The sequence below is a fragment of the Marinomonas communis genome (genome assembly GCF_004363305.1).
In the GTDB taxonomy this organism is placed as follows: Bacteria; Pseudomonadota; Gammaproteobacteria; order Pseudomonadales; family Marinomonadaceae; genus Marinomonas; species Marinomonas communis.
In genome coordinates this window covers 91388-117532 of record NZ_SNZA01000006.1, presented here as the reverse complement: position 1 = coordinate 117532, position 26145 = coordinate 91388, and the positions used below count along the sequence as shown (strand labels likewise).

The following is a 26145-nucleotide window of genomic DNA, read 5'->3' as shown; positions in this document are numbered from 1 at the left end:
TGATCTCCATAAAAAGGACGCTTTGTAAGAAAACTGTCATCAGTTCGTACGAGAGGGCGCTATGTTCGCATAATAAGAACGAATATTTAATGCGTTTGAGAATCATTATTGATTGATTTAAGGAGACGCTGTGTTTCGTGAAATGATGCGATTTTTACATAAACTGAAGTTATGGCTGACACTAATTTACAAAGCATGAAGTGAAGCGGAGAAAGCATGAGATAACTTTGCATTACATTGATTGCTTGGTACTTCTCAGTAGATCAAAAGGCACTGTATGCAGGCGTAAAAAAAGAGCAGCCCAGGGCTGCTCAAACAGAAAGAAAGCGCTTGTTTCTTTGGGGATCAGAAACGGTAATTCACACCCACTTTGAAGTTGCGACCGGGCTGGTAAGACGTTGTATCAGCGCCAGTAGTGCTGTCTTCTGATGTCTGACTTTTGCTGTACAGTTCATCGGTTACGTTGTCCACGCGAAGTTGAGCACTCAGGTTGTCGCTAAACTGGTAAGAGGCGAACACATCGTACACGGTGTAGCCTTTGTAAGTGTATTCGGTAGTACCATTGCGGCCACCAAAGTAGCTGCGTCCTTTGCGGTACTTGGTATCTAGCCCTACGCGACCTTTTTGGTCATTAAAGTAAGTCCCCAGTGTAACGCTAACGCTACGTGGCACTAGACTGGTATCTTTGGTTTTTGAGCCATCGTCTTCGACCACATAACCATTCATGTCTTGTAGTGTGAAGTTAGCAAAGACAAGCGGACTGTCGTAACCTGCTGCCAGTTCCCAACCGAAGACTGCAGCTTCGTCTTTGTTCACAAACTGACGAACGTTGTAGACGCCGCCGTTGTAAGTACCAAGACTACTGTCCAAGGTGCCCAATGTATCGTTGTAAATTTTGTCTTTTAGATCCGTATGAATGTAGCTGACGCTAGCATTAACACGGTCTTGAGCTTGCCAAACGCCCATGCGTTCGAAGGTTAAACCGACTTCTGTATCCAGTGACGTTTCACCGGTCAGATCTTCATTTGGAATTACACACCAGTTACCGTGTCCATCCATACAGCCTGAGACGTTACCTGTTTCGTATACGCCATCACCGTCAGCATCGGTTCCAGAGAAAGGTTCTGAAGGGAAGCCTTTGCCGTAAATCTCATACACCGCCGGAGCTCGGTAACCAGAGCCAACTAATGCGGTAAAGCCAAGTCCGTGTACAGACGTATTTTCAAACGGTTTCCACACTGCTGACAGCTTAGAGTTGATCGAGTCTTCCCCTTCGAAGGAATCACCATTAAAGTCGGCATCGTATTGGTCGTAGCGCAGGCTGCCAGAAAGCTCTAAGTCTTCACCGATATGCATTGTGTCAGATAGGTAGGCACCAATCGAGGTACGCTCTACTTGTTTTGGTGTACCGTCATCGTTGTCATACACCATGCGCACATCGTCAAAGGTGTAGTCTAGGCCGTAGCGCACTACGTGCATGGTGTTTTGCGTAGGGTAGAGTACGCTGGTGTTTTCGATTTCTGCGTACGTTGTTGTCACACCACCAGCATTCTCCCATGTGTCAGTGCCACCATCCGACTCTTGGTCGCTTTCAGCACGAGACACACGTACTTTTAGATCGACAAGGTCGTTGTCCTTTGGATTGTAGGTGTATTGTCCGGAAAGTGTTTGGTCACGAACTTCTTTTTTCGTCTCAGTACCATCGTCAGCAAAGTCAGAGTAGTCCATGTTATTTTTAAGGATGCTGGCTTCTAAACGTTGCTCGTCATTGGGCGTGAAAACACCTTTCAATAGGTAGCTTAAGTCTTCGGAGCCGGTGCTACCATTGTCGGTTTTAACACCATTCGCATCTTCATAAGCGTCTGTATCTTTGGCAGAGATGGTTGCGTTTGCAGAGAATTTATCGCTGAACTGCTTCGCTACGTCAGCACTGATACCATTGGCTTCACCATTCGTCTCATGGGTGTAACGCAGGTTCGCGCCCCAATCACGACCGTCGCGAATAATCGATTCAGGATCCTTGGTTTCTAATAGAACCACACCGCCTGTTGAACCGTTACCGTAGGTGTTTGCAGCGGCACCAGGGATGACCGTCACAGACTCATACATGTCCATATTCAACCAAATGGTGTCGCGGTCGTTACTGCCTTTGTGCATGATTTGACTACGGTTATTCGGCGCACCTTCGACACGAACGCTCACCGCATTACCTGATTGGCCTCGGATAGTGATCTCACTACCACGGGAACCGCCCACTTCGTCTACTTGAACTGAGGCATTGTTTTGCAACGCATCGGCTAGGTTAGAGGCTTGTGCTTCAACAAGGTCTTCACTTGTGATGGTGGTAGCGCCTTGGGCTTCACTCACGCGTGCTTTGTCCGTTGTTTGAAGTTCTGTCTGTCCTTCAACTAGTAATGTATCCAGTTCATTATCAGCGTGTAGGGCACCTGAAGCGAGTGCAACAGCCAATGCGACCAAAGTGGGTTTCATAAGAATGGAGTCTCCCTGTGTCAAAAAGTGTAAAGATCAGTAAAGTCGGCGCTATATTCTCACAGGGGTTAGTAAAGTTAAATGCTAATGCGAACTGTTATCATTATTATATGGGAAACGCACTGTTTCAATAATTGCAACGCGTCATGATGAATACTGCAATTTGACGTGTTTTATTCGTCGAAAATGCCATATCAGAGTCATACTGTGTGGCGTTTGTGCATAAAAAAAGCCGATAAATGTGAACACTTACCGGCTGATCAAATAGATAGGGGAAAAGAGGTTAAAAGGGATTAGAAATTAGGCGCTGTGCCGTTCGCTTGGTATAAGGCGACAATGCTGTTGAGCACACTTTGCTTGGCTGTTACCAAGGATTCTTCAGTGCTGAACAAGCTGCGTTGAGCACTAATAAGGTCTGACTTGTCACGTACACCTTCTTCCCACTCATACTCCGTGAGTTGGGTTTTCACAATTTGATTCTGGTGGGCAATTTGCGCATAGCGATAGCCAATACGGCTTTGCTGATAAGCGCTCAATGTGTCTTGTACCTCATGTAATGCAGATACAACTGTATTCTGATAATTGATGCGTGCAATAGCCTCGTTGATTTCCGCTTTTTTCAAGGCTCGTTTGTTATCACCATTATCATACAGCGCCAAGCTAATGGACTCCGCTAGGGTAACGGTCCATTGTTCTGCTAGGTCGTAAAGGTCTGAGGGACGTAAGCTAAGGCTAATCGAAAGGTTTGGCCAGCGATCTAGTTCTGTCTCAACTTTGCTTAAAAAGGCGGCTTTGACGGATGCTTCAGCCTCTTTCAAATCAGGGCGTTGACGGATTAACTCTGCTGGTTGGTTAAGCGCAATATCGGGTACGGTTAAGTCCAGCAAACGAAAATTCGGATCAAGCTCTTGCCAGTATGGTTGCCCTGTTAGCAGGGCTAGCGCTCGCTCTTGATCTCGCTGGTCGAGTTGCAACGTTTCGATTTTCTCTTCCAAGCTAAGGATTGTCTCTTGTTGATCAATCAGATCAATGCGCGAAACCAAACCTTCCTCATGTTGGGCTAAGTAAAGCTCGTAGCTTTCTTGTGCTGACACCAGATTTTTCTGAGCCAGAGTCATGCGCTCTTTTAAAGACAAATAGGCGATGTACTGTTTAACGATACTGGCTGTTACCGTCAGCCTAGCGGTTTCAAAACTCCACTGGGAAGATTGCGCTGACAGCAGTGTTTGATCCATTTGCGCCTGTAATTTACCCCATAAATCCCATTCGTATTTCGCACTAAAGGACAGAGATGATGCATCTGAGCTAGTGAAGTTACTCAGGTCATTGCTGTTGGCGCTTTGTGTTGAGCCAGCAGTAAGTGTGGCCGTCGTTGAAATGCCTTGGTTGGCTTCTTCTGTCTCGATTGCCAATCGTGCTAAACGTACCCGCTCTGTAGCCACCGCGATGGTCCAGTTATGAGCAAATGCGGTTTTAAGTAAGGCTTCCAGATCAGGAGAGCCAAAGCTTAACCATTGGTTGGCAGAAAATTCTGCAAGGGCATACGTCGGCATGCTATCTGCCGTCACGGAAGGCGCTTCATACTGATATTGACTGGCGCAGCCGGATAATAATAGCGCGGCACAACCGGTGATTAGATACTTCATTATTCCTCCGCGAGTGCGTCAATAGGGTTGAGCTTAGAAGCCTTGCGGGCGGGTGCGTGTCCGAAAATCAAACCGACAAAGAACGCTGAGGCAAACGCTAGCGCAGGCGGGTGCCAAGACAGAGCGATCGCAAGGTTAAAGCTGGACATGGCTAAGGCGGCACTGAGGCCAATTGCGATGCCCAATAGACCACCACTGCAGCACACCACCAAGGCTTCGATATTAAACTGGCGTAAGATGTCTTTTGGTTTGGCGCCCGTTGCCATACGCAAGCCGATTTCTCGGCGTCGCTCGGAAACACTTACCAGCATAATGTTCATCACGCCGATACCACCGACGAGCAGCGAAATGGCGGCAATGGAACCCAGCAACCAAGTCATGGTGTTTTGGGTTTCGGAAACGGCTTCGATCAATGATGCCGTATTCAATACTTGAAAGTCTTCTGTACCGTGGCGTTGGATCAAGAGCGCACGAATGGCTTCTTCGGCGCTGTCCAAATTGTCCGTGTCATCCACCTTAACGGTTAGGCCATTTAAGTACTGGCCAGCAAACACGCGCGACAGGCCGGTAGATAGAGGTATCAGCACCATTTCATCGTTGTTGACGCCACTTGCTGTGGCCCCTTGGGTGCTGAGCACGCCAATCACTTGATACAAGGCGCTCTTCATCATCACGTATTGACCGATTGGGTTTTCATCCGGAAATAAAGATGTGGCAATGGTGTCACCGATAACAATCACAGGGGCTTTATTGAGCATGTCTTGCTGGTCGAACATGACCCCTTGCGATAAAGACCACTCTTTTACGTCAATATAATTCGGTGTCGTGGCCATGATCTTGCCTCGATAGTCTTGGCTGCGGTAACGAATCGTCGAGCGACTTTCACGCTCGGGTGCCACGAACTCTATATGCTCAAGAGTGCTGAGCGCCTCGGCGTCATACTCGGTTAATGTGGCAATGTCTCCAGTGTTGCGCATATTGGCGCCGCCTGGACGAACCAGTAGAAGGTTAGTACCCATAGACTGGATACGCTGTACCACTTGCTGTTTGCCGCCTTCACCAATCGCCATCATCGCCACCACCGCGGCGACACCAATTACTACTCCGAGCAAGGTAAGCATGGTACGGAACCAATTCGCCCGCAGCGCCTTAAACGAAATATTAATGGCTTCATCAATGCCAATGGAGGGTAGCTCTTGCATGGTTTCAGGGTTTTCGCTCACCGGGTCGGTGTTTGAAACATCACTGTCGGACAGGATCTTACCATCCTGAATATGCACCTGACGTTTGGCTTTGGCTGCGACTTCTGCATCGTGAGTGATCAAAATGACCGTGACCCCTTGATCATTCAATTCACTTAGCAGCGCCAGTACTTGTTCACTGCTTTTTGAATCCAGTGCCCCCGTTGGTTCATCGGCCAAAATCACTTCAGCACCATTAATCAATGCACGAGCAATGGAGACACGCTGTTGTTGGCCGCCCGATAACTCGCTTGGTTTGTGGTGCTCACGTCCTTCTAAGCCAAGCTTCTGTAGCAACTCCATGGCCTTTTGTAGGCGCTGCTCTTTTGCCGTATTCGCATACAGGGCCGGTAGGGCAACGTTCTCTTGAGCATTCAGTGTTGGTAACAACTGATAGCGTTGGAAAACGAAACCAAAGGTTTTAAGACGCAACGCTGCAAGCTGGTTGGTATTGAGCTTATTAACATCATGGCCATTAATCAGATAGCGTCCTTCACTGGGTTGATCCAAACAGCCAATAATATTCATCAGGGTGGATTTGCCGGACCCTGATTGTCCCATGATGGCGACAAATTCACCCTCGTGTACGGTGAGAGAAACCCCATCTAAAGCACTGATCAGTGAGTCACCATTGCGATAATGGCGGCTTACTTGCTCAATCGACAGCAGCGGACGTTTAGAATCCACGACGTCCTCCCATTGGGCCTCGACTGCTTGAGGAACCGGTCAAACTGATGCTTTTCTCACTGCTAGCACCATTCTCACGACCAACAATCACGCTATCGTTAAGACTTAGTCCGCTTACTATTTCCACTTGTGTACGATTCTTAAGGCCAACTTTCACCGGCGTTGTCGCACGTGAACCGCTGTCTGGTCCTGGAATGAATGCAACGGTGCCGCGGGGGCGCTCAGAGATGGCGGCTAGAGGAATGGTTAATACGTCTTTGGCTTGAGCTTCAATAAAGAAGACCTGAGTACTCATGCCATCCATTAAATGACCAGCTTCGTTATCAACCTTGATTAACACTTGATAAAGCACGACGTCATTATTCACCAAGGGAGTTGGAAGTACCTTTTCCAAGGAGGAATAGAAGAAGTCATTCGGATTACCCAGTGTGGAAAAACGCACTGGCATGTCTGGAGACAAGCGTTGGATATCGGCTTCGGAAACATTGGCACGCAATGTCATGTGAGACAGGTCGGAAATGGTCATCAGCGTCGGGGCGCTTTGGCTGGCATTCAGCGTTTGCCCTACACGTACTTCAACACTGGTGATGGTGCCATCCATCGGAGCATAGATTTGGCTATAAGATAACGTAATAAGGTCTTGCTCTAATGCGGCTTCATCGACCTGTAACTCGGCTTCGGTGGCGGCAAGTTTGGCGCGCTGTACGACGATGTCTGTTTCACTTTGTTTTAAAGAATCATCGCTCACGGCACCACGAGCATTCAGACGACGATCTCGCTCAAGCTGGCTTTCAGCCAACTCTAATTGCGCGACCAATTGATCTCGTTGTGCTTTCTGGCTTAATAGGCTGGCACGACTTCTCTTAACTTCGGTCTCAAATACGGTTGCGTCGATTTCAGCCAACAGTTGGCCTTTTTTTACCACATCGCCTTCGCTGACATGCAGGGTTTTTATTTGGCCTGAGACTTGCGCGCCGACATCAACATAGTTTGAAGGCTCTAACGTCCCCGTGGCAGGTACGGTGATTTCAATAGAGCCCGTTTTTACCGTATCCGTTAACCAGCTAACCGAAGCGCTTTGACTGTCTTGATAGAGCCACCATCCCGCAAAAATAGGACTGCCTAATGTGATGCTCCATAGAACACACTTCAATGTGAATCGTAAGATTGCCATGGCGGCTATTCGCTCCTTGCTGGACGGTTATTGGCATCAGGGTTACGGTGTGGACGTTCGCCCTGAGGTGGCGTGGCGTCATCCGAAAGGCCGACGTATGAGAGCAACTGTTGCTGACCTGAAGACGAGCTAAAAAAATACATAGCTGACACACTCAGCGTGAGGCTAAGCACGGCAGAAAGAATTAAGGCTTTCATAGAGTTAAGTATTTGGTTGACCAATTGGGAGGGAGATCTTTACAAATTGCAGAAAACAAGTAAATAAGAATGAAAACGATTCTTGGTAAAGCTATGTAAATGGTTGTTATTTACTTAACTTTACGTTGCGGGTATCGCTTGGTATAGATCTTGAAAATATAATCATTCTCATCTTTAAATAGGGATGAAATGTTGAATAATGTTGCATGCAATTAAAAAAGGGTATGGCCTCGCTTTATCGCCAAAGATGTCTTTAGCGATCCGTTTGGCTGTGGCATTGATTGGTGGATATATTTTGTCTGCCGGGTTAAGTCTATTAACCAGCACTATCATTGGCGGCACTGAGCGTGAAATGCGCACCATCGTGCATTTTATGTTTTTCCTATATTACGCCTTTTCTATTATGACCTTCGTGGCGATTAACTCTCTTTACCGTAGCGTCTGGATTGCGTTGGGTACCAATGTAGTGGTTTGGGGAAGCTGGTGGTTACTCGGAGGGCAAACGGTATGAAGGGGCCGTTACGTAAAACCATGACATGGCTGCACACATGGAGCAGCATTTTATTAGGTTGGTTACTGTTTGCGATTTTCCTAACGGGTACTTTGTCGTATTTTCGTGGTGAAATCAGCCATTGGATGACGCCTGAGCAGCATGCCTCTTATGTCACCGACGATACGATTATGAAAGCCTATGAACGTCTTTCAGAAGTGGCGCCTGACGCCAATAGCTGGAGCATTTCTCTGCCGACTGTACGTGATAATACGGTGGGACTGAGTTGGCAGAACGAAGGTGAAAACCAGCGTCGACGTGGTCCTCAAGAAACCATGAACGCGGCAACGGGCGAATCCATTGATGGTCGAGAAACCCGAGGCGGTGACTTTCTCTATCGCTTCCACTTTGAGTTGTATGGTATGCCGCGAGGCTTTGCCCGAACTGTGGTTGAAATCGCCACCATGGCGATGTTTATTGCGATCTTAAGTGGCATCGTGATGCACCGGAAAATCTTCAGTGATTTCTTTATGATGCGCACCAAAAACCGTTCTTTAGGCTGGGCGGATGCCCATGCGGTGACAGCGGTACTGGCGTTGCCATTCCACATTATGATTACCTTTTCTGGTTTGCTGCTATTGTCCTCTAGTTTGATATTCTGGACGGAGAACACCCGCGGTGGCGGCGGTGGTGGCGGTGAACGTAACCAAGCACAAAATGCCCAACAGCAAATGGCAGAGAACGGTCCACGTGGTGGACAAGGCGATTTAGCAACGTTGACGGCCAATCGCACCGAAGGTGGGCGTATGACTGAGCAGCGTACGCAAGGTATGAATGGCGCCCGTGGACAAGACGGTGCTCGTGCTGGCGCTGACACTTCAGAAGTTCGCGCGAGACCGAATCGTGATGTTCGCGAAACTGAGGGTGAGCGTTTAGGTGAACGAAGAACCCGCGGCGAAGGTCCTCAAACGGCTCGTCATCAAGGTCGGCAAGACATAGCAACACCACCGTTACGTAACATGCTGACTCAAGCCGAGTCTTTATTTGCTGGAGACATTGGTCGAGTACAGATTCAGAACCCTTTAACGGCTGATGCGACCTTTGTCTTTTCTCCGGTGAATCGCGATATGTTGATGGTGGAGCGAGGCTCTAATAATAGCGTTACTTTCTCTGCCACGGGATTAGAGATTGAGCGTAACCAAGCGAAAGCGAGTGAAAACAATTCCTTCTTTAGTGCCGCCGGCGGTGTGCTGCATACTTTGCATGAAGCGCGTTTCGCCGATGCGATCACCCGTTGGGCATTTTTCTTGGCGGGTGTGATGGGCACCATTATGGTGGGAACGGGCTCTGTCTTGTGGGCGGTCAAACGTGCCAAACGCCAGATGGGCCAGTTCGGTTATGAATTAGTTGTGATCACCAATATCGCCAGCATTGCCGGTTTGTGTGGCGCGGTGGCCGTTTACTTCTGGTTAAACCGCTTATTGCCTGCCACCCTAGAGAATCGAACTAACTGGGAAATCAATGGTTTCTTTGTGGCTTGGTTGTTGTCATTGCTCCATGCGATTTTCTATCGTAATAAAGGCGCTTGGGTGGTGCAGCTAGGCATTGCTGGCGCATTGTTCTGCTTGATTCCGGTATTGGACACGCTAACGTCCTCCGCTAGCCTTTTGCATGCCATCATTCATGTGGATGTCTTGCGTCTAAGTTTCGATGTGATGTGTTTATTGTTGGGCGGCATTATGTTGGCCACCGCGCGTTATCTACAGAACAAGGCTCGTCGTGTCATATCCCCAAAACCAGCTACTCGTAAACCCACTTTAGAAGGAGCTGTAAAATGACCGCGTTATGGGGGATTTTAATTGTCAGCTTCTTTAGTTTCATGCACTTTGCGGTGTCGGTGCAAAAGCACCATCGTGACCTCTACAAGAAAATGGCCATTACCAACAAAGAGTTCCGTGTACTGCAAGGTGTTGCTTGGGTAACATTGTTGGGTACCTTGATCCCTGCGATACAGCACTGGGGTGTCGGCATTGGTATCATGACTTGGCTACTATTGATTACGGTATCCGCTCTCGTGGTGACAGCGCTAGTGAACTTTGCTCCAGAAAGCTTTGCCAAACTATGGCGTTTGTTGGGGGTGGTGCGTTTCATTGCACCGCCCGCAGAGCGTCCGCAACGAACAAAATAAGAGGTTTTAGATGTCCACCATCCCTGTAGGCGTTTGCTCATTAGCGGATTATGAGCAACATGCGAAAGAAGTATTGCCAGCGCCTACATGGGCTTATCTCTCTGGAACGGCTATGGATGGCCTGACTTACCAACGCAATCGTCAAAAGCTCGATGAGATCCTGTTACAACAGCGTGTGTTATGTGAAGACATGGCTAAGGGTGGTTGTCAGCAGACCTTATTTGGCCAGCATCTAGCCATGCCATTGTTGGTAGCGCCGCTGGCCTATCAAAAGTTGGCTCATCCCACTGGAGAGCTGGGAACGATCCAAGCTGCAGCAGCGCAAAATGTAGGGTTTTGTTTGTCCACCCTAGCCAGTGCGCCTCTGGAGCATGTGGCGCAAATGTCGCCAGATGCTACCCGTTGGTTCCAGTTGTATTGCCAGCCCTCCCGTGAAACCACTTTGCAGCTTGTGCGCCGTGCAGAGCAGGCCGGTTATCAGGCGATTGTCGTCACCGCTGATGCGCCGATTAACGGCGTACGCAATGCAGAGCAGCGAGCTGGCTTTTCTTTGCCAGAGGGCGTCAGGGCGGTGAATTTAGAAAGCTTGCCTAGTGCAGCGCAAGGGGACTCCGTTTTTTCCTGTTGGATGGGACAAGCTGCAGATTGGCAAACCCTAGTCTGGTTACGTGAGCAAACTAACTTGCCGCTATTGTTGAAGGGCGTTATGTCGGTACAAGATGCTCAACGTGCTGTCGCACTTGGGGTAGATGGCATCATCGTCTCTAATCATGGCGGCCGTGTACTCGATAGCCAACCTGCTACCATTGAGGTCTTGCCTGCTATTCGCGCAGCGGTAGGAAAAGAGACGACGGTGTTATTTGATAGCGGTATTCGCCGTGGTAGTGATATCTTTAAAGCGATTGCGTTAGGTGCGGATGCGGTATTACTTGGCCGCTCGGTGTTTTACGCTCTAGCCGTGGCTGGTCCATTGGGGGTAGCCCATTGCTTGCGCATCCTGCGAGATGAATTGGAAGCCACCATGGCACTGTGTGGCTGCGCCAGTGTGCAGGACATTACGTCCGAATGCTTGTATCAACCTAATGCATCAACGTTCTGAACATTAGTTGGTTTGGCTCCATTGGCGGAGTAGGTTGTGGTACACCCAAATTAGGTTTTGAATGTGCTCGCTTTCTTCGCCGTGTTCTTTTCTAAGCCCTTGAATACTTTGATCAAGTTGATGCAAGGTACGACGCTGTTCGTTATCAGACACTAAGCTTTGTAGCCAAAAAAAGGAGCTGACACGTGCGCCTTTGGTCACAGGGGTAACTTTGTGTAGGCTGGTTGAAGGGTACAGCACCATATCTCCTGCTGGCAGCTTTACTTCTTGGGTGCCAAAGGTGTCTTGGATGACCAACTCACCACCCTCGTATTCTTCTGGCTCACTCAAGAAAATCGTCATCGATAAATCGGTGCGAATCTTTACCGGTGTATTGGGCACCTGGCGGATGGCGTTATCCACATGGTAGCCAAAGGCTCCGCCCCCTTCGTAACGATTGAACATCGGCGGGAAGATCTTGGCAGGTAGGGCACTGCCCATAAAGTCTTCCCGTTGACTCAGGGTATGCAATAAAAAGTCCCCTAGCTTGCGGGCTAATGGGTCTTCTTGATTAAGTTGTAAGTTGCTTTTCTGCTGTCGTGATGCGTTGCCAGCGGTGAGTTTACCGTCTTGCCAATTGGCTTGATCTAAGGCTTGGCGAATCTCTTTGACTTGTTCTTTGGTGAGAATATTTTTGAGGTGTAACAACATCTTGAAACGCTTCTTATGAGGGTAAATGAAAAGCTAAAACAGCAAAGCAGCTGTGCTAAAACTAACACAGCTGCTCTGTAAGAGCGAAGAAAGGGGAGTAACGTCACTCTTTAATTGCCAGCGATTAGGTTAATAATACGAGCTTAGAAATCGTACTTAACCGTTGCTTTTACATTGCGTGGGTTACCAGGTAAGAAGTGGCCTTTAGCGCTGTAATCCGTTGCGTAACGTTCATCCGTTAAGTTGCTGATGTTAAGTTGCGCTGATAGGTTCTCGGTGAAGGCATAGCTCGCCATGGCATTTACCAAAGTTACTTCACCTGTTGTGAAGTAGACTTCACTACGGCGCCAGTAGTCGTTGCCAGATGTGTATTCTGCGCCTATTCCTAGGCCTAGCTTCTCGCCTTTGTACGAAAGCCAAACGCTAGCAGACTCATCGGGAGCCGAGCTTAAGCCATCGCCAACATTATCAGATGAAGACGCGTCTTCAGTAACCTTGGCGTCTTGCTTGGTATAGCTTGCCGTAATGCTTAAAGTGTCGGTTAGTTGGCCGGTTGCAGACAGTTCAAATCCTTTACTTTCCTCCTCACCAAAAATTAACTCATCACTGTCATTGGTATCGTAGGTATCCTTAGTCGTTTCAAACACTGCTGCACTCAATAACAGCTTGCTATTGAAGAGTTCAGCCTTTGTACCAATTTCCATGGTAGTAGATGATATTGGGTCCGAGCCTCGTACATCCTCCGCATCGACTCCACGGACTCGATCGGCTGAGATATCAGAACCATATGGTTGCTGTGCATTAGCAACACTAGCGTAAATACTAGTATTGCTGGTTGGTTTCACATTGATACCAGCACGCCAGGTTAACAGGTCAGCATCACTTTTTAGCGTTTCTTGAAAGGCACCGGCATCGTAAGTGTCCTGCTCAGTTTCGTAACGCTCCGCTCGAACGCCACCACTTAGTTGAACATAATCATTAATCGTAGCGGTATTGCTCAAGTAAGCAGCAAGACCTTGTCCAACAAAGACATTATTCTTCGTTAAGGAGTAGCTACCTGTCGCTGTCGTTACGCCAGGATTAGTTGCATCATAACTGGATTGAGAGCGAGTAATATTACTCAAATCGGCATCATAGCTGGTTTGCTTTTCTTGATAGATTTCAGCACCAATGACAAGATCATGGCGTATAGATCCCGTATTTAACTCGCCTAAAAAGTCGAATTGAGACACTGCAAGCTGGTTATCACTGAAGTCGCGCTTGGTGTTTGTGGTTAGGTAGTTGCCCGTGTAGTTTGGCGCTGCTCTTGTCCCTGTATTTTCTGGCCAAGGGCGTGTAATGATCGCTTGTGTTTCAGTTACACCAAAACGAGTTTGGTTTCTAAATGCCCAGTTCTTATTCAAACTATGATTTAGAATCGCGGTTAGCGTGGTGGCTTCTACTTCCGAAAAGTCTAAGCCTTTAACGCCATAATAGTTATCCCAATATTGTTCATCAATCATACCTTCAGGTAAGCCTGTTGCAGCGGCCACTTCTTCAGTAATAAATGGCAAGCCAATCACAGGGGTGTTGTCTTGCTTCATATGCATAAGGTTGATGGTCAAGTCTGTGTCTTCACTGACCTTAGTGAAATAAGATGGCGCGATAGCGTAACTCTTGTATTCTTCTTCGCCGTTGTCCCAGTAGTCGCCACCTTGTTCAGCCATCAGGTTTAAGCGCAGAGCGCTGTCATCTGATAGAACCTTATTAAAGTCACCTGTTAGACGGGCTGTGTCACCTTCATCATAAGAGGCGCTGATGCTGTTTTTGTCACCACGTAGGTTAGCGGCTTTGGTGACTAAGTTAACCGATCCACCTGCTGAACCTTTGCCTGAAATAGTGCCGTTGGCACCTTTCGCTACTTCAATTTGTTCTGTATTGAATGTGTCGCGGCTGTAGCCTGCTACATCGCGGATGCCATCAGAGTAGATGCTGCCGTTTGCATCAAAGCCACGAATGGTAACGTTGTCGGTAGTATTAACGTTACCACCACCGCCTTCACCTGCACCAAAAGTAGAAACACCCGCTACGTTACGTAGGGCATCTTCAAGGGAAGTGACGCCTTGATCCTCTAAAACCTGTTCGTTGACAATATTGATTGTCTGAGGAGTATCTACTAATTCCTGAGTGTATTTCACACTCGCAGCTGATTTCACCGCATAGCCATCTTGCGCTGTATCAACTACTTCAATCTGTTCCAACTTAACGGTACTTTGCTCTGCTGCAAGAGCTGTTGAGCTCATCATTGCGAGTGCTGAGCTGACCGCGATAGCGATGGGTGCTACTTTGAAAGGAGTGTAACTAGGAGCCGCGTTTTTCATTCGTTTATCCATACAAAATTTATATTAGTGTTATTTATAATTTTAATGAGAAGAGAATGCTAAACGATAACGAGTATTATTTAAATAATAAATTTACGTTGTTTTACATTAAATTTGCATTAGTTTAATTTGAACGTAAAAAAGCGGAGCTCAGAAACTGAACTCCGCTTTGGTAGGCGAGCAAGGTAGTCGAGAGAAAAACACTCTGTTAGAGCGTTAAAAAACAGCTTTTACGGCATGGATTGGATGGCTTGTTGCCAGCGCTCAATAAATGGCACATCACTGTAGCGACTGAAGTCGTCTAGCTGCCAAGTGCTTGCTGAAGCCTTGTTTGAGAGAGTAATCGTGTTCAACCCCTCTGCTTCAGAAGCATCAAGAGTGGGCAGCAATAATCCCTTGCTAAACGGTTCTAATGAGGATTTATCCAACACAATAGCGTCATAACCCTTCATTAGTAATGCGTCATCAATATCCAATGCTAACTGACGTAACGCCACACTAGTCGTTTGATAGTTCTGACTGATCTGCTCTGCGTATTCTGGCCATAGGGTGGACAAGTCTCGCTTTAAGATACCGAGCATGAGTAGAGCATTATTGGTATTTAGCCAAAAGTACTCATCAGCTTGATGGGTTGCCACTTGCTCTCCGCCAGGGATCAAGGCTTTGGCAATATCAATCGGCACAATGCGAATATTACGACTACGTAAAGGCACGTAGAATGCGAGGTCTGGACGCATAGAGCTGATGTTGACGATGGCATCAAAGTGCTCCATGGGTTCCGTTGCTGAGCGATTTAACCAACTCGGTATACGGTTGATCGGTAAGCGAGTAGGGGGTAAGTAGGTCACCTCAATGGGGGTGTTTTCGCTAAGAGCGCTACTCATGCTATGGGCAATCGGTGACACCGTCGCGAGGCTAGCCGCGTGTCCAATATTGGTAAGAAGAGCGAACAAACTGATTAGGATTATGCGCATGCCGGTTGTCCTCCTTTACGCAATGAATAAACAGAGATAGCGATCACAAACCAAACACACGCCACCAGAATGATGGCGGGACCTGTGCCAATGGCCCACTTCATATGCATGGGCAGTAGTACGCCAATCAAGGCGCTGGTAGTGGCGATCAGCACGGAATACCCCACCATGCCACGTAAGTCTCGAGCCATTAATCGGGCGCTGGCCGCTGGTATTAGTAGTAGAGCCCCGACCAAGATGGCACCGATGATTTTGACGGCTGCTACCGTGACTAATGCAATCAGTAGCACAAAGCCATAATCATGTAGCGTGGTGCGAATGCGTCGTGAACGTGCGATATCTGGGCTAAGTGCGTTCAAGTAAGCATCGTTGGCACTGAAAAACGCGAGGGCTAAAACCACGCTGGTGATGAAAGCCAAAATCACTAAGTCATAGGCAGAGGCCGTTAAGATAGAACCAAATAACACTTGTTCTACCAAATGTGCATTAATTTTCTTCGCGACAAACATCAGCAATGCTGCGCCGAGCGCCAAAGCAAAGGCTAGGAACACCCCAATCAAAGCATCATAGGGAACAGTCGTTCGGCCTCGTACCCATTGCAGTGTTAGAGCAAATAGGACCGAGAAAGCAAATAGGCTGATCCACGGCTCGGTGACGGGCTCTCCCATCAAGATGCCGATAGAGACACCTGTTAACGCACTGTGTCCAACCGCTTCAGATAAGAACGCCAAGCGTTTGACCACCACCAAGGTGCCTAATAAGCCGAGTAGAGGGCCGATCATCAGGCAGGCGATAAAAGCATTGACCACAAAGCCATAACTGAACATGGTGGGTAAGATGCCAGCGTCCACTAGCCCTGAAAAGAAACTGTGTAGACTAGCTAGCATGACGAAGACCTAAATGAAGACTGTTTATCTTGGTAAAAATGGCGTCAGGGGCATCATGGTGCTGCAAACCGCCGTCAATCCATGACAGGGTATCGCAATGAGCTTGTAAGATTTGCCAGTCGTGTTCGATCATTATGAGTGAGCCACCTTCTGCTTTAAAGGCGCAAAGAATCTCGATGATTTGCTCTCGGCCCGCCTTGTCGACCCCCGCAAGCGGTTCATCTAGCAATAAAATGTTGGGTTTGTTCACTAGGGCGCACGCTAATAGGATACGCTGGCGCTCCCCTGAAGATAGGGTCCCAAGACGCTTACTGAGTAGCCCTTTAATGCTAACTCTTTCAATGACTTGCTCTATGTTGGGGTTACCACGATAGCGACGCCATACCGGTTGCTTATCACAATGCATGCGCAAGAAATCCAGCGCCGTCACGGGAAGAGAAGCATCAAAAGGGGATAACTGAGGCATGTAGCCGATCTGTCCGCGATCCGACGGCCAATGTAAGGCTATTTCCCCCACATGATTGTGAAGGCCTGCGATGGCTTTGAGTAAGGTGCTTTTGCCGCCGCCATTGGGGCCAGCAATGCCATGCCACAAGCCACCCTCTAGTTGCAGGCTTAGTGGTGTCACGAGGACTTGTCCTTTTACTGTGACACCGACATTAGATAAATGAAGACTTGGTCCCATCATGAACTCAGTGCCTCAGCCAGTTTGCTTAAGTTGTGCCCCATTTCTTGCTCGACTTGATCTTTACTGTACGCGCCATGAGTCATATGGCTGAAGTAATAAATTTTGATCCCAGTCTCACGTTCGATCAGATCCACGTATTTGTTTTCCATGTTCAGCTCAGTGAACAGTACATCAATGTTCTGCTGACGAATCGTTTCGATGGTTTCTTCCAGTTGCGATGCAGTGGGGGCAACGCCGTGGGCAGGCTCGATTACGGCAGAAACCGTTAAGCCAAACTCTTGTAATAGGTAAGCGTAGGCACCGTGTGTGCTGGCAATACGCAGCTTGCTAACGTCCTTATTTAGCAGTGCTTGCTGAACCGGTTTCTTTAATGCTCTTAACTTTTTCGCGTATTGCAGCGCATTCTTAAGGAAGTATGCCTTGTTGTCTGGATCTAAAGCACCCAGCTCTTTAGCGATGGTGTAAACCTGACGAATGGCAGCGTCAATGGAAACAAAGGTATGAGGGTTTACTTTTTCGTCATGTCCGATCAGAGGGACATCCTTGTTGGCGTAAATGACAGTCAAGTTTTTGGGTTGGAGACGGTCAACGGTATTGGTCGCAAACATGTCGTGACCGATGCCATTCACTACCAGCGCGTCTAAACTGTTGAGGCGCTCAATATCGGCAGGGTTTAGTTGGTAATTATGCGGGTTAAAACCGCTGTCGATCAGTGGCAGCACATCGGCTTTATCTCCCACGATATTGCTCACGTAGGAATAGTAAGGGTGCAATGTGATGCCAACTTGCAAACGGGCACTTGCCTGTGAGCTGAGTAACACCAAAAGACTGAGTAAAAGTAAACGCATGGGAGTTCCTATTGGTTAAGCGAATGCCAATCAAGAGAAGCGTGGCAATCAACGGCTTGTTCTGATGGTGCCCAGTGAGCATCCCAGCCTTCTTCATGACGTTCGATAACGAACACATATTGACCTTGGAACAAGCTAAAGCAGTGTTCGTCTTGCTGAGTAAATGACTGGTTTTGGTAAGTAGGGAAAGGGAGGTCGGCCAATTGATAAGGCGCATTGATCAGCTCGGCTTGTTCCAGCAATTCGATTTCCTCTACCGCATTGCTCACCTGAGTTGCTAAATTGCTCAGGTGATTGGGCAATTCTGGCAACGCTTTGGGGGACGCAGAGTGGAGCAGTGAAAGTAAGCTGATGGCGCAAATCAGTACCGCGGCGCATACTAATAAAAAGTTACGAGTCTCGCCGCGACCATCCGCCGGTGCAATGATCTCAATATTAGAATTCGGCATAGTCGAACTCAGCAGGATCTTCGTGGCCTGGATCGAAGATTAAATAATATTCACCCTCAGGCTGAGCGAGACGAATTTCACCATCGTCATCTGTGGTAAGAGTTTGCAGTACGTCATCGTCATAGCTACGAACTTCCACTTGCTCGTTGTAGGCGGCTGAACCATCGCTGTACGCAGCCACGCAAACCACTTCTTGTTGATCCAGTTGACAATCTAAGGTCGGGTAATGAGCCATGGCTTTGCTCGAAAGCAAAGCCACTGCGCTACCCAGTATTAAGGCAGCTTTGGTCATTATTCGTATACCACTTCAAAGGTGTAGAACACAGTGTAGGCTTCTTTGTCAGCCAGTGGGTCACTGCTTGGGCCGCTGTAAGAAACCGCAGCGTTGTAACGACCTGCATTGTCTAGAGTAAAGCTAGCAACACCAGATTTATCTGTGCTGACTTCAACCGGTTCTTCGGCAATGCCGTAAATTGCCGATTCTGCTTTCACTACCACTTTAGCACCCGCTAATGGCTTGCCATCCATCAGGGCTTTGATTTCGATTTCTTCACCGTTGATGTAATCAGCTGGGTGAGTCACTGGCACCATTTCAAAGCCTTGGTTGCTTGGCTTCAATACCGTATCCGTTGGTGCTTTGCTGGTGATGTATGTCACACCAGTGCGACCCATTTTAGTGGTTTCGATGTTTTTCGCATCCGCAGGGATTTGATCAGCCATTTCTTGCTGGTTACCACGTAGACGCTTACGAGTATTACGTTCGCCAACTTCATAAGTGGTCATGTAGCCAGCCATGCTGGAACCGTAGGTGATCTTGTAAGTGCCTTCTTCAGTAACGTTTAGATCAAATGACGTACGAGTTGCGCCTTTTACCATAGTGCCAAGGTCGCGAATACGCTTGCCGTCAGGACCGTAAACTGTGACATTGTCAGGAGAAACGGCTTTATCAAAACGATAAACGCCATGTGTCGCTGTTACATCAACGGCCACATTAGCTGGTACTGCTGACAGAATAGATTTGCTTGGTAACACCATTAGGTCGTGAGCAAAGCTTGAGCTTGCCGCAACGACAGCCAAAGCACAAAGACTTGTCTTGAACATATTCAATCCTAACTATTTAGGGGTTAATGGAAATTTGGATAGGGCCGATTTCGGCATCTGCTGGGATGCTGTACTGCGTGGCGCTATTTAGATCGACTTTGGTTTTCACTAGAGAGCGGCCGCCATTTTCTCGGGCAGCTTCGACGTACAAGGTGAACTCGCTCCAGTCACCAAGATCCAAGGTTTCTTGGTAATGACCAGGGCCTTTGGTCGCACCAGTTAGACTGTCAACGTGGGCATCATAGCGACCAATTTTACGCCACCAGCGGCGTAGGTCTTTCAGCCATTTGTCTTCTTTGCCTTGTAAATGCCAGACCAGCAGAGGTTTGGATTCTTTGCCTTGCTCAGCCCAAATAGCCACATAAGGGCGGGCATACTTGCCAGTCGTTACTTGAGGGATATCAAAAGACACCTCCATTGACGCTGCATGCGTGATACCTGCAAAGCTTAGTGTTGCGGCCAACATAGAGGTTTTAAACAGTGAGCGCATCAAGCTCTCCTTTGTTAATGCATTAGAAAAATGGTCACTACCATGACAATCGACCCGAGCCCAACCCAGCTCAGCGTACTTTGTCGTTGTAAGGCGTTAGTCAACAGCAGCCACAGTCCAGTAGCGCAAAAGACAAACATACAAATACCAGCTAAATCCGAAAGAAAGCGCCAAAACCCCGTCACGTGTTTACCACGGTGTAAGTTGTTGAGCATTTCTAAAAATGGCAAATCGAGCACAAACAGCTCAGCGACCTCATCCTCTGGGTAGACTTCAACGGTATAACTACCCTCTGGGGTCTCTAAGGTGAGGATCAGCAACGACTCTTCCAATTCCCAGCCAATTTCAATATCGACACCATGAATACCATGTTCGGTGTCCAGCCAACTTAAGGTGCTCAATGCGGTTTGCGCAGACTCTGTTTGCCAATCTTGTTCGAGTAAGTATTCAGGCAAATCAAACGTTTGGTTGACTTGTCGAGTCTCGCCTAAGTGCCAAGTTGTATGGTTCAACAACACCCCAGTCAGAGAATAAAACAGCATCAGTAATAGCACTGGTGCAGCACTGTAGATATGTAGCCATCGTGCCCAGCGATTGATGGTGGAAAGTCTGGTTGTCATTAAATTGCATTCAAATGTAAATTGTTCGCTAATGATAATCGCTTGCAATTGATCTTTGCAATATAATGACAATAATTATCAATAATATTTGTAATAAGTGAGGCTTGGGTGTCATCAACTTGGCTAACAAAGGCTGTGCTTCAGTTTGAACGTGTGCTGTGGCTGGTCAGCATCGGCATGCTGTTTGTGCTGGGGTACTTTTGGGGCGTGCTGGAATTCGGCATGAGTCACCCAGTATCGCTGATGACATCGCTGGAGGCCTTAAGTGGCTTTGAATTTTCCGGTCGTTCGGTGCATCAATTACCAGGAGGGATTTGGGCACATATCAGCGAAGGCGAGGTGGGTTACATTTTCACTCGCACTGAGCTGCTTTTTATCTCAATAGTGACCTTTTTCTGTCAGATAGCGCTCGCCATCATTATGGTGCTCTCACTGATCGCATTGCGAGATAAGTCCTATCGTTTGTATGCTGGGGTGGCCTTGTATGCCAGTGGTTTGCTTATGGTCTCACCGCTTTATTCACTATACGAATCCGGTGTATTACCTTGGTGGGAATTGGTTCGTGTGGCAGGCGCACTGTTATGTGTTCGCTGGGCTGCAAAATCATTACCTGTTCCACAGACACATAGTCAGGCGCTGATCGTCTACGCTAGCCAAACAGGCAGTGCAAAATATCTTGCCCAACGTTTACACGATACGGCCCATGCACTGATGGATATCGCTTGTGTCTCGACCCTGACCGAGCAAACATTAAAGCGTTATCAGCGGGTTTTCTTTGTGGTGAGTACCTACGGGCAAGGAGAAGCACCTGACAGCGCTCGACGGTTCGTTAATACACTGCAGGGGGCCAACTCGGCAGCCTCTCAAACCCAATTCAGTGTACTCGCGTTGGGTGATCGAACTTATCAAACGTTCTGTGCATTCGGTCACTATTTGTCTGAGCTACTGGAGCAGAAAGGCTACCAACGAGCCATTCCTACAACGGAAATCGATCGAATGGATCCCCAAGGGGTTGCTCATTGGTGGCAGCAAGTTGGGGAATTGCTTGGCATTCATACTGCGCCTGAATTATTTGAATACGATGACTATACGGTGATGGCGAACGAATGCTTGAACCCAGAGCAAACGCATCGCTTGGCTCATCGAGTGACATTGTTTTGTGCGAATGCGCGTTACGAAGCTGGTGATCTATTGGCGGTACAGCCTGAACAGAAGGATGAGCACGAGCGTCTTTATTCGATTGCATCTTACCAAGACAACACAATAGAGCTGTTGGTGCGTCAGCATATTCGTGCGGATGGAACTATTGGGCTGGCATCGGGAATGCTGAGTCAGTTGACTCCGGGTGATCGTGTATTGGCCAGTGTGCGTGAGCATACGACTTTTCACCCTAAGGCAAACGTCCCTTGGATCATGATTGGTGCTGGCACTGGGCTGGCGCCGTTTATAAGCTTTTTAAAGAAACGCCAAGCAGAGCAAGACAGTGCCCCATGTTGGCTGTTTTTCGGTGAGCAATATGTGGAGCATGATGCCTACTTTGCCAAAGATCTGACCGCGTTCCAGGATCAGGGAATATTGACCCGTTTGGATCGAGCATGGTCTCGCAGTGATGGGGTCTATGTTCCGGACTTATTACAGCAGTCCCACAAGGCCATTCGCCAATGGGTGGCAGAACAAGGAGCGCATGTTTACGTATGTGGTAGTCGAGAGGGTTTTGGAGAGTCTGTGCTCGCGACTCTCCAAGACATTTTGCCGGAACCGCAGTGGCAGTCTCAACTGCATACGGACCTTTATTGATTAATCATTAGCGGGGCAAGGGTGCCACTCACCAGCATGAAAGCGGTGGATGGACTGGTCTTGCCATTGGAAAACATAAAGCCACTGGTGGTTGATCAAGTGTTGCAGCAATGCATGTTTGGCAACCACCGCCGCAATAGCAGACTGCGGCGCACGAATATAGACCGCTAATCGCTGTGGTGTGTGCATCCATTGCTGGCCGTCGTGCAGAGACTGCATGGCGAGCCCAATACGCAAGTCACCACCGTTCCCCTCAAACACACCAATATGATCGCCCACAGCGTTATGCAAAACTTTATTACCGCTGCCGAACTTAAAGTTATCGGTAGTTGATAAGTTATATTGCATGTTAATCCAATGGGTGACCAGCATTGGAGCTGTCATCAGCCGTTCTAACACGGCACTGTCTGGATCAAGATGAAAGTCGTAATCGTGTAAAAAGCAGCGACCATTAAGATCTAAAGCTCTGGTGTACTGGCGTGGCGCAATAATAAAGGCATTATTGTCCGCTAAGCCCCACTCAGGTCGTGTTTGTGACCAATCCTTGGCTCGCTTTAAATAGGCTTCATTACGTTCCTGCTTATCCATTTCCAGCAAGGCCGGGTCAAGTCGAGGCGCCCGTTCAAGTTGCGTTAGATAAGTGGCTTGCTGCAGCCAGTCGTAAACAAAGCCGTCACGCACCTCTTGGAAGCAAGTGACATGATCTGTCATTGTGTTATGCAAGGCGGCGACAAACTGGGTATTGCTAGGAATTTCGTGTCCAAGTTTGTCTAATGCCTCACGCACCTGAGTGTCATTCAGCAGCTGAGCCAATACGCGGACGTTCACTTCCCCCGTTTGCCCGCCACATGCGCCACATTCCAACCCAGCGCTTTGCAAGTTGTTGCAGCTATGGCTGCCATGCCCCACCAGCAATACAGTGGGGGCGTAATAGCGCAGCCCCATGGTGTCCAGAACCCCTTTTGCCAACAACGCTTGGTCATCAACACTCAAAGCATGGCCTTGACGGGTTAACGTCCAATGGGTGGCATCGGTAGGCGATAAGGCATGACCTTGATCGCCCTTTAGACTCTTTTTGAACAGCTTAAAGGCATACCACCAGCCCATGGACTCAACCATGGAAAAAGTTGCCGCGGCCGCATTGCCCCAGCGGTTCCAGCCAGCATGGCGACTGGTTTGTGCCAGCTTATGCTCGTTTGGTGTGCTCTCGAAGACGCGAATGGAAGCAGGAACCAGCCCCGGTAATTGTGGTCGTGACACTTGAGTGCCAGCTTGCTCGTACTCAATGGGCAGACCAAAGAACCCTGCGAATCCATAGGTTTCAATCTCACGACTTTGGCTTTCCAGAGCGCGGCGATACACTTCTGAACGTACATCGATACAGAAAATGGCTTGCAGGGTTGCTTTGTCTGAGGGTTTAGGTTGCGCGTTCACGAGCTGTTGTTGCAAACGGTGTTGTTCACTCAGCTCTAGCGCACGGGCCCAAATGCGCGGGATGCTCAGTGCATCATGATGTTGACTGCGCAACTCGTGAGTATGCAGTAGCTGCTGTCCCCAACGCTCCTTTAATGCATCGAACTCATCTGCTTGGTGTTTCTCCAAGTAGCGCCAAATAACCAATTCCCAAGCTAACTTGATGGCAAGCAAAGAGCGCACATCGTCTTGGCTTTTACCGATTTTTTCTGCTTCGAAAGCACGATAAGCCAAATAGGCCCCCCAACCATTAATGTCTAGGAGCAATGCTTGACCGTAGTTGTAAATGCTTTGGCTGGGAACTTTTAATTCGCTGATGGCGGTGGCAAACAATTGCTCTTGATCGTTTGGTAGCAAGTCAAATTCATCAGCTAGATGGCTTTCTGACAGGATGATCGATAAGCCTCGGTCCATGCGAGATACCTGTAGCCAATGCTGATACAGGTTTAAAGACTGCTGGCGATATTGGCGCTGGAGCATGGGGCGCTGATCTTGATAATGAGCAGCACAGAACTGGCTAATTTGATGAGTGATCTCATCGTGCCACGACATTTTATGATTACTACGAGTTAAATCTGCCCAGTCGGCAATGTTACGCCAGCTTTGCACGCGTCCTGTGTCTTTGCTCAGATGAACAATCAATGCTTCCGCAGAAAGATTCAGCCCGTATTCATGGGCGGCTTGCAGAAGTTGTTGATTTTGAATGCGGCCTTCTTCGTACCAACTTAAGTAAGTTTCTACTGGCATGTGACAGCGAATGCCAGCCAATAAGGACATGTCCGTGGCGACGTTATCAAACGGGCGATCCACCAAGTTCCAAAGTGGGTTCACCGCAATCATGCGATCGAGTGGCCAGTTTGGCGCTAGACATTTTGTGGCACGTTGTAGCGCCTCTTGCTGCTGTGTTGTCAAGGATTGGGAGACAGTGAAATCAGACATTATTTTTTCCAACCTTTTGACAGATTAGGGAACAGCAATGAAACACCGTGGTGTTTCGCTTTTGAATAAGCCGGTAGTGCAACAGGCCAGATTTTTAAGGTTACCTTGGTGAACCATTCGTCCATATAAAGGCCGGCAAATAAGATCACTGAGAAGCGATTTACCCAAGCGAGATGGGCGTAATAACGCAAACAAACCGCTAACACGAATAAGCTGATGAAAATTCCTGAAACCCAAAGGTCAGCGGCACTCCAAGGGATTTCTGTGTGGGCCGCAATATGTCCATGAAACAGCCATCCAAGCGTTGTCTTTAAACCTCCGTAGAGTAATGACAGGCCAAATGTAAGCATCAGCAATCGAGGCCAAGGCACCGGTTTGGGAATACTGCGCCCCTGTGCAACCAATACCGTTAACGCGAGTGCCATCAATAGCCAAGGGCTCATCGGGCCTTGGTAATGCCAAAACAGAGCCGAAAAAATAACGGTGGCAACACTAAATAAGAATGCTGACAGCCAGATAATAGGATTGGGCGTATCGTCGGGGGCGGCACGGCGAGTCAGAAACTCCTGTACGGCACTGCTAGAGTTTAAAAATGCATGCGCTTTGTAGACTGAGTGCGTTAATAGATGCAGAACCGCCAGTTCGTATAAGCCCAGAGCGCACTCTAAAAGCATTAATCCCATCTGAGCACTAGTAGACCAAGCAAGACGTACCTTTACACTGATACGCGTTGTCATAATCAGGGCACTGAATAAGGTCGTGAATCCAGCGACAATGAGCAGTAACCAAGTGGCTGAATGACTTAGGTGTAGCAATGGATAGAACGTGAGCACCAGATAGCCACCTAAGTTGATAATGCCAGCATGCAATAATGCACTGATGGGGGTTGGCGCTTCGACAACTTGCATAAGCCAACCATGCACAGGGAGTTGTGCGCATTTCATCAGTGCTGCGACAGCGATGAGGCACGCCGCCACTTGCTCAGACCAAGATAGGGTGCCATCTATGTGAGACATAAGCTCAAGCAAATACCAAGTTTGATGTTCCCAATAGAGCAACGCGAAAGCGACTAGCAAGGACAGCTCGGCCACCCTAGCCAGAATGAACTTCTTGTGGGCCGCTAAGATTGCGCGTGGGCGTTCGGGATAAAATGTGAGTAGAAAGTGAAGGCCAAGGCTAATGCCTACCCAGCCAATCCAGAAACCAAGCAAGTGATTGCTCGATAGGGTCAAGGTGACGGCGGCTAAGGTGAGCATAAGCCAGCGATAATACTGCGCAACGCGTTGCTCCCCTTTCATATAATGCTGCGAAAACTGCACCAATACCCAGGCCATAAAGACCACCAGTATGAGCATCAGAGCACTCAGTAACGACCCGTGAAAAGCGGCTTGAGGATCAGGCTTTGTGGCAAGCCAAAAGCTCAAAATGCCGACCAAAAGCAGAGGTGCACCGCGAACACTCCACAAGGCAATGCAAGCGGCACGACGCTCCAATCTTGATAAGCCGCATAAAATCCCTGAAACGGCGAACAGGGCAGGTAAAAGAAACGTCATGAAAGTCATAAAGAAAGGCGCTACATCGAGTGAATCCATTTGCGCTAAGTATGACGCGCCTTTA

Annotated in this window: 23 protein-coding genes; 6 read left to right on the top strand and 17 right to left on the bottom strand. The window is 48.3% G+C overall.

Translation table 11 applies throughout. The features are described 5' to 3' along the window. Window positions 1-345: 345 nt before the first annotated feature. The 4 genes from C8D85_RS15800 to C8D85_RS15785 all read right to left on the bottom strand — a co-directional run bounded on the left by C8D85_RS15800 (window position 346) and on the right by C8D85_RS15785 (window position 7238). Window positions 346-2490, bottom strand: a complete 2145-nt coding sequence (locus C8D85_RS15800; RefSeq protein ID WP_133564556.1) for a TonB-dependent receptor domain-containing protein — start codon at window positions 2488-2490, stop codon at window positions 346-348. Window positions 2491-2783: 293 nt separating this feature from the next. Next, a complete protein-coding gene (locus C8D85_RS15795; RefSeq protein WP_133564554.1) occupies window positions 2784-4136 on the bottom strand; it encodes a TolC family protein in 1353 nt (450 codons plus the stop codon). Beyond that, window positions 4136-6064 (bottom strand): MacB family efflux pump subunit, encoded by a 1929-nt coding sequence (locus C8D85_RS15790; protein WP_162847604.1) that lies wholly within the window; start codon window positions 6062-6064, stop codon window positions 4136-4138. Before C8D85_RS15790 ends, C8D85_RS15795 begins: the two co-directional genes overlap by 1 nt. Continuing rightward, the gene (locus C8D85_RS15785; RefSeq protein ID WP_133564552.1) at window positions 6054-7238 is read right to left on the bottom strand and encodes an efflux RND transporter periplasmic adaptor subunit; all 1185 of its coding nucleotides are present in this window, start codon (window positions 7236-7238) and stop codon (window positions 6054-6056) included. The genes C8D85_RS15790 and C8D85_RS15785 overlap by 11 nt, the downstream gene beginning before the upstream one ends. Between C8D85_RS15785 and C8D85_RS18100 the strand changes: the two genes are divergently transcribed. The 5 genes from C8D85_RS18100 to C8D85_RS15765 all read left to right on the top strand — a co-directional run bounded on the left by C8D85_RS18100 (window position 7219) and on the right by C8D85_RS15765 (window position 11212). Continuing rightward, entirely contained in the window at window positions 7219-7371 is a 153-nt protein-coding gene (locus tag C8D85_RS18100) for a hypothetical protein (protein ID WP_162847603.1), read from the top strand. The two genes, C8D85_RS15785 and C8D85_RS18100, sit on opposite strands and share 20 nt — an antisense overlap. Before the next feature lie 263 nt (window positions 7372-7634). Further along, a complete protein-coding gene (locus tag C8D85_RS15780; RefSeq protein WP_133564550.1) occupies window positions 7635-7946 on the top strand; it encodes a hypothetical protein in 312 nt (103 codons plus the stop codon). After that, a complete protein-coding gene (locus C8D85_RS15775; protein ID WP_133564548.1) occupies window positions 7943-9763 on the top strand; it encodes a PepSY-associated TM helix domain-containing protein in 1821 nt (606 codons plus the stop codon). Before C8D85_RS15780 ends, C8D85_RS15775 begins: the two co-directional genes overlap by 4 nt. Next, on the top strand, window positions 9760-10113 hold the full coding sequence (locus tag C8D85_RS15770; protein WP_133564546.1) for a DUF3325 family protein: 354 nt from the start codon (window positions 9760-9762) through the stop codon (window positions 10111-10113). The genes C8D85_RS15775 and C8D85_RS15770 overlap by 4 nt, the downstream gene beginning before the upstream one ends. Before the next feature lie 10 nt (window positions 10114-10123). Continuing rightward, the gene (locus C8D85_RS15765) at window positions 10124-11212 is read left to right on the top strand and encodes an alpha-hydroxy acid oxidase (RefSeq protein WP_133564544.1); all 1089 of its coding nucleotides are present in this window, start codon (window positions 10124-10126) and stop codon (window positions 11210-11212) included. A 3-nt stretch (window positions 11213-11215) separates the two neighbouring features. Here the strand turns inward: C8D85_RS15765 and C8D85_RS15760 are convergent, their stop codons facing one another. The 11 genes from C8D85_RS15760 to C8D85_RS15710 all read right to left on the bottom strand — a co-directional run bounded on the left by C8D85_RS15760 (window position 11216) and on the right by C8D85_RS15710 (window position 20319). Continuing rightward, window positions 11216-11902 carry a Fe2+-dependent dioxygenase gene (locus tag C8D85_RS15760; protein WP_133564542.1) on the bottom strand — a complete coding sequence of 229 codons (687 nt, stop codon included), beginning with the start codon at window positions 11900-11902 and terminating at the stop codon, window positions 11216-11218. 143 nt (window positions 11903-12045) lie between these two features. Beyond that, complete coding sequence (locus C8D85_RS15755) at window positions 12046-14262, bottom strand: TonB-dependent receptor (RefSeq protein ID WP_162847602.1); 2217 nt, start codon at window positions 14260-14262, stop codon at window positions 12046-12048. A 230-nt stretch (window positions 14263-14492) separates the two neighbouring features. Further along, window positions 14493-15236 (bottom strand): metal ABC transporter substrate-binding protein, encoded by a 744-nt coding sequence (locus C8D85_RS15750; RefSeq protein ID WP_133564538.1) that lies wholly within the window; start codon window positions 15234-15236, stop codon window positions 14493-14495. Next, the gene (locus C8D85_RS15745) at window positions 15227-16123 is read right to left on the bottom strand and encodes a metal ABC transporter permease (RefSeq protein WP_133564536.1); all 897 of its coding nucleotides are present in this window, start codon (window positions 16121-16123) and stop codon (window positions 15227-15229) included. The genes C8D85_RS15750 and C8D85_RS15745 overlap by 10 nt, the downstream gene beginning before the upstream one ends. Further along, entirely contained in the window at window positions 16113-16811 is a 699-nt protein-coding gene (locus C8D85_RS15740) for a metal ABC transporter ATP-binding protein (RefSeq protein ID WP_133564534.1), read from the bottom strand. The genes C8D85_RS15745 and C8D85_RS15740 overlap by 11 nt, the downstream gene beginning before the upstream one ends. Further along, window positions 16808-17659 (bottom strand): metal ABC transporter solute-binding protein, Zn/Mn family, encoded by an 852-nt coding sequence (locus tag C8D85_RS15735; protein ID WP_133564531.1) that lies wholly within the window; start codon window positions 17657-17659, stop codon window positions 16808-16810. Before C8D85_RS15735 ends, C8D85_RS15740 begins: the two co-directional genes overlap by 4 nt. A gap of 8 nt (window positions 17660-17667) precedes the next feature. After that, window positions 17668-18108: an SH3 domain-containing protein gene (locus C8D85_RS15730; RefSeq protein ID WP_133564529.1), complete on the bottom strand. Its 441-nt coding sequence runs from the start codon at window positions 18106-18108 to the stop codon at window positions 17668-17670. After that, the gene (locus C8D85_RS15725; protein WP_133564527.1) at window positions 18095-18400 is read right to left on the bottom strand and encodes a hypothetical protein; all 306 of its coding nucleotides are present in this window, start codon (window positions 18398-18400) and stop codon (window positions 18095-18097) included. The genes C8D85_RS15730 and C8D85_RS15725 overlap by 14 nt, the downstream gene beginning before the upstream one ends. Then, entirely contained in the window at window positions 18400-19209 is an 810-nt protein-coding gene (locus C8D85_RS15720) for a DUF4198 domain-containing protein (RefSeq protein WP_133564524.1), read from the bottom strand. Before C8D85_RS15720 ends, C8D85_RS15725 begins: the two co-directional genes overlap by 1 nt. A 16-nt stretch (window positions 19210-19225) precedes the next feature. After that, window positions 19226-19699 carry a DUF2271 domain-containing protein gene (locus tag C8D85_RS15715; protein ID WP_133564521.1) on the bottom strand — a complete coding sequence of 158 codons (474 nt, stop codon included), beginning with the start codon at window positions 19697-19699 and terminating at the stop codon, window positions 19226-19228. Window positions 19700-19713: 14 nt separating this feature from the next. After that, complete coding sequence (locus C8D85_RS15710; protein ID WP_133564519.1) at window positions 19714-20319, bottom strand: PepSY-associated TM helix domain-containing protein; 606 nt, start codon at window positions 20317-20319, stop codon at window positions 19714-19716. Between the two features lie 108 nt (window positions 20320-20427). On the opposite strand from C8D85_RS15710, the gene C8D85_RS15705 reads away from it, so the two are divergent. Further along, the gene (locus tag C8D85_RS15705) at window positions 20428-22116 is read left to right on the top strand and encodes a flavodoxin domain-containing protein (RefSeq protein ID WP_133564516.1); all 1689 of its coding nucleotides are present in this window, start codon (window positions 20428-20430) and stop codon (window positions 22114-22116) included. Here C8D85_RS15705 and C8D85_RS15700 read toward each other — a convergent pair whose 3' ends face one another. Together C8D85_RS15700 and C8D85_RS15695 are read right to left on the bottom strand one after the other, a co-directional pair. After that, window positions 22117-24528 (bottom strand): YbcC family protein, encoded by a 2412-nt coding sequence (locus C8D85_RS15700; protein ID WP_133564514.1) that lies wholly within the window; start codon window positions 24526-24528, stop codon window positions 22117-22119. Next, window positions 24528-26081, bottom strand: coding sequence for an NADH-quinone oxidoreductase subunit L (locus tag C8D85_RS15695; protein ID WP_162847601.1), 1554 nt, complete (start codon window positions 26079-26081; stop codon window positions 24528-24530). Before C8D85_RS15695 ends, C8D85_RS15700 begins: the two co-directional genes overlap by 1 nt. Between the last annotated feature and the right edge of the window lie 64 nt (window positions 26082-26145).

Excerpts from the sequence above, each read along its gene's own strand:
- C8D85_RS15800 (WP_133564556.1), bottom strand. The coding sequence starts at position 2,490 with ATGAAACCCACTTTGGTCGCATTGGCTGTTGCACTCGCTTCAGGTGCC.
- C8D85_RS15795 (WP_133564554.1), bottom strand. The coding sequence starts at position 4,136 with ATGAAGTATCTAATCACCGGTTGTGCCGCGCTATTATTATCCGGCTGC.
- C8D85_RS15785 (WP_133564552.1), bottom strand. The coding sequence starts at position 7,238 with ATGGCAATCTTACGATTCACATTGAAGTGTGTTCTATGGAGCATCACA.
- C8D85_RS15780 (WP_133564550.1), top strand. The coding sequence starts at position 7,635 with ATGTTGCATGCAATTAAAAAAGGGTATGGCCTCGCTTTATCGCCAAAG.
- C8D85_RS15775 (WP_133564548.1), top strand. The coding sequence starts at position 7,943 with ATGAAGGGGCCGTTACGTAAAACCATGACATGGCTGCACACATGGAGC.
- C8D85_RS15770 (WP_133564546.1), top strand. The coding sequence starts at position 9,760 with ATGACCGCGTTATGGGGGATTTTAATTGTCAGCTTCTTTAGTTTCATG.
- C8D85_RS15765 (WP_133564544.1), top strand. The coding sequence starts at position 10,124 with ATGTCCACCATCCCTGTAGGCGTTTGCTCATTAGCGGATTATGAGCAA.
- C8D85_RS15760 (WP_133564542.1), bottom strand. The coding sequence starts at position 11,902 with ATGTTGTTACACCTCAAAAATATTCTCACCAAAGAACAAGTCAAAGAG.
- C8D85_RS15755 (WP_162847602.1), bottom strand. The coding sequence starts at position 14,262 with ATGAAAAACGCGGCTCCTAGTTACACTCCTTTCAAAGTAGCACCCATC.
- C8D85_RS15750 (WP_133564538.1), bottom strand. The coding sequence starts at position 15,236 with ATGCGCATAATCCTAATCAGTTTGTTCGCTCTTCTTACCAATATTGGA.
- C8D85_RS15745 (WP_133564536.1), bottom strand. The coding sequence starts at position 16,123 with ATGCTAGCTAGTCTACACAGTTTCTTTTCAGGGCTAGTGGACGCTGGC.
- C8D85_RS15740 (WP_133564534.1), bottom strand. The coding sequence starts at position 16,811 with ATGATGGGACCAAGTCTTCATTTATCTAATGTCGGTGTCACAGTAAAA.
- C8D85_RS15735 (WP_133564531.1), bottom strand. The coding sequence starts at position 17,659 with ATGCGTTTACTTTTACTCAGTCTTTTGGTGTTACTCAGCTCACAGGCA.
- C8D85_RS15730 (WP_133564529.1), bottom strand. The coding sequence starts at position 18,108 with ATGCCGAATTCTAATATTGAGATCATTGCACCGGCGGATGGTCGCGGC.
- C8D85_RS15725 (WP_133564527.1), bottom strand. The coding sequence starts at position 18,400 with ATGACCAAAGCTGCCTTAATACTGGGTAGCGCAGTGGCTTTGCTTTCG.
- C8D85_RS15720 (WP_133564524.1), bottom strand. The coding sequence starts at position 19,209 with ATGTTCAAGACAAGTCTTTGTGCTTTGGCTGTCGTTGCGGCAAGCTCA.
- C8D85_RS15715 (WP_133564521.1), bottom strand. The coding sequence starts at position 19,699 with ATGCGCTCACTGTTTAAAACCTCTATGTTGGCCGCAACACTAAGCTTT.
- C8D85_RS15710 (WP_133564519.1), bottom strand. The coding sequence starts at position 20,319 with ATGACAACCAGACTTTCCACCATCAATCGCTGGGCACGATGGCTACAT.
- C8D85_RS15700 (WP_133564514.1), bottom strand. The coding sequence starts at position 24,528 with ATGTCTGATTTCACTGTCTCCCAATCCTTGACAACACAGCAGCAAGAG.
- C8D85_RS15695 (WP_162847601.1), bottom strand. The coding sequence starts at position 26,081 with ATGACGTTTCTTTTACCTGCCCTGTTCGCCGTTTCAGGGATTTTATGC.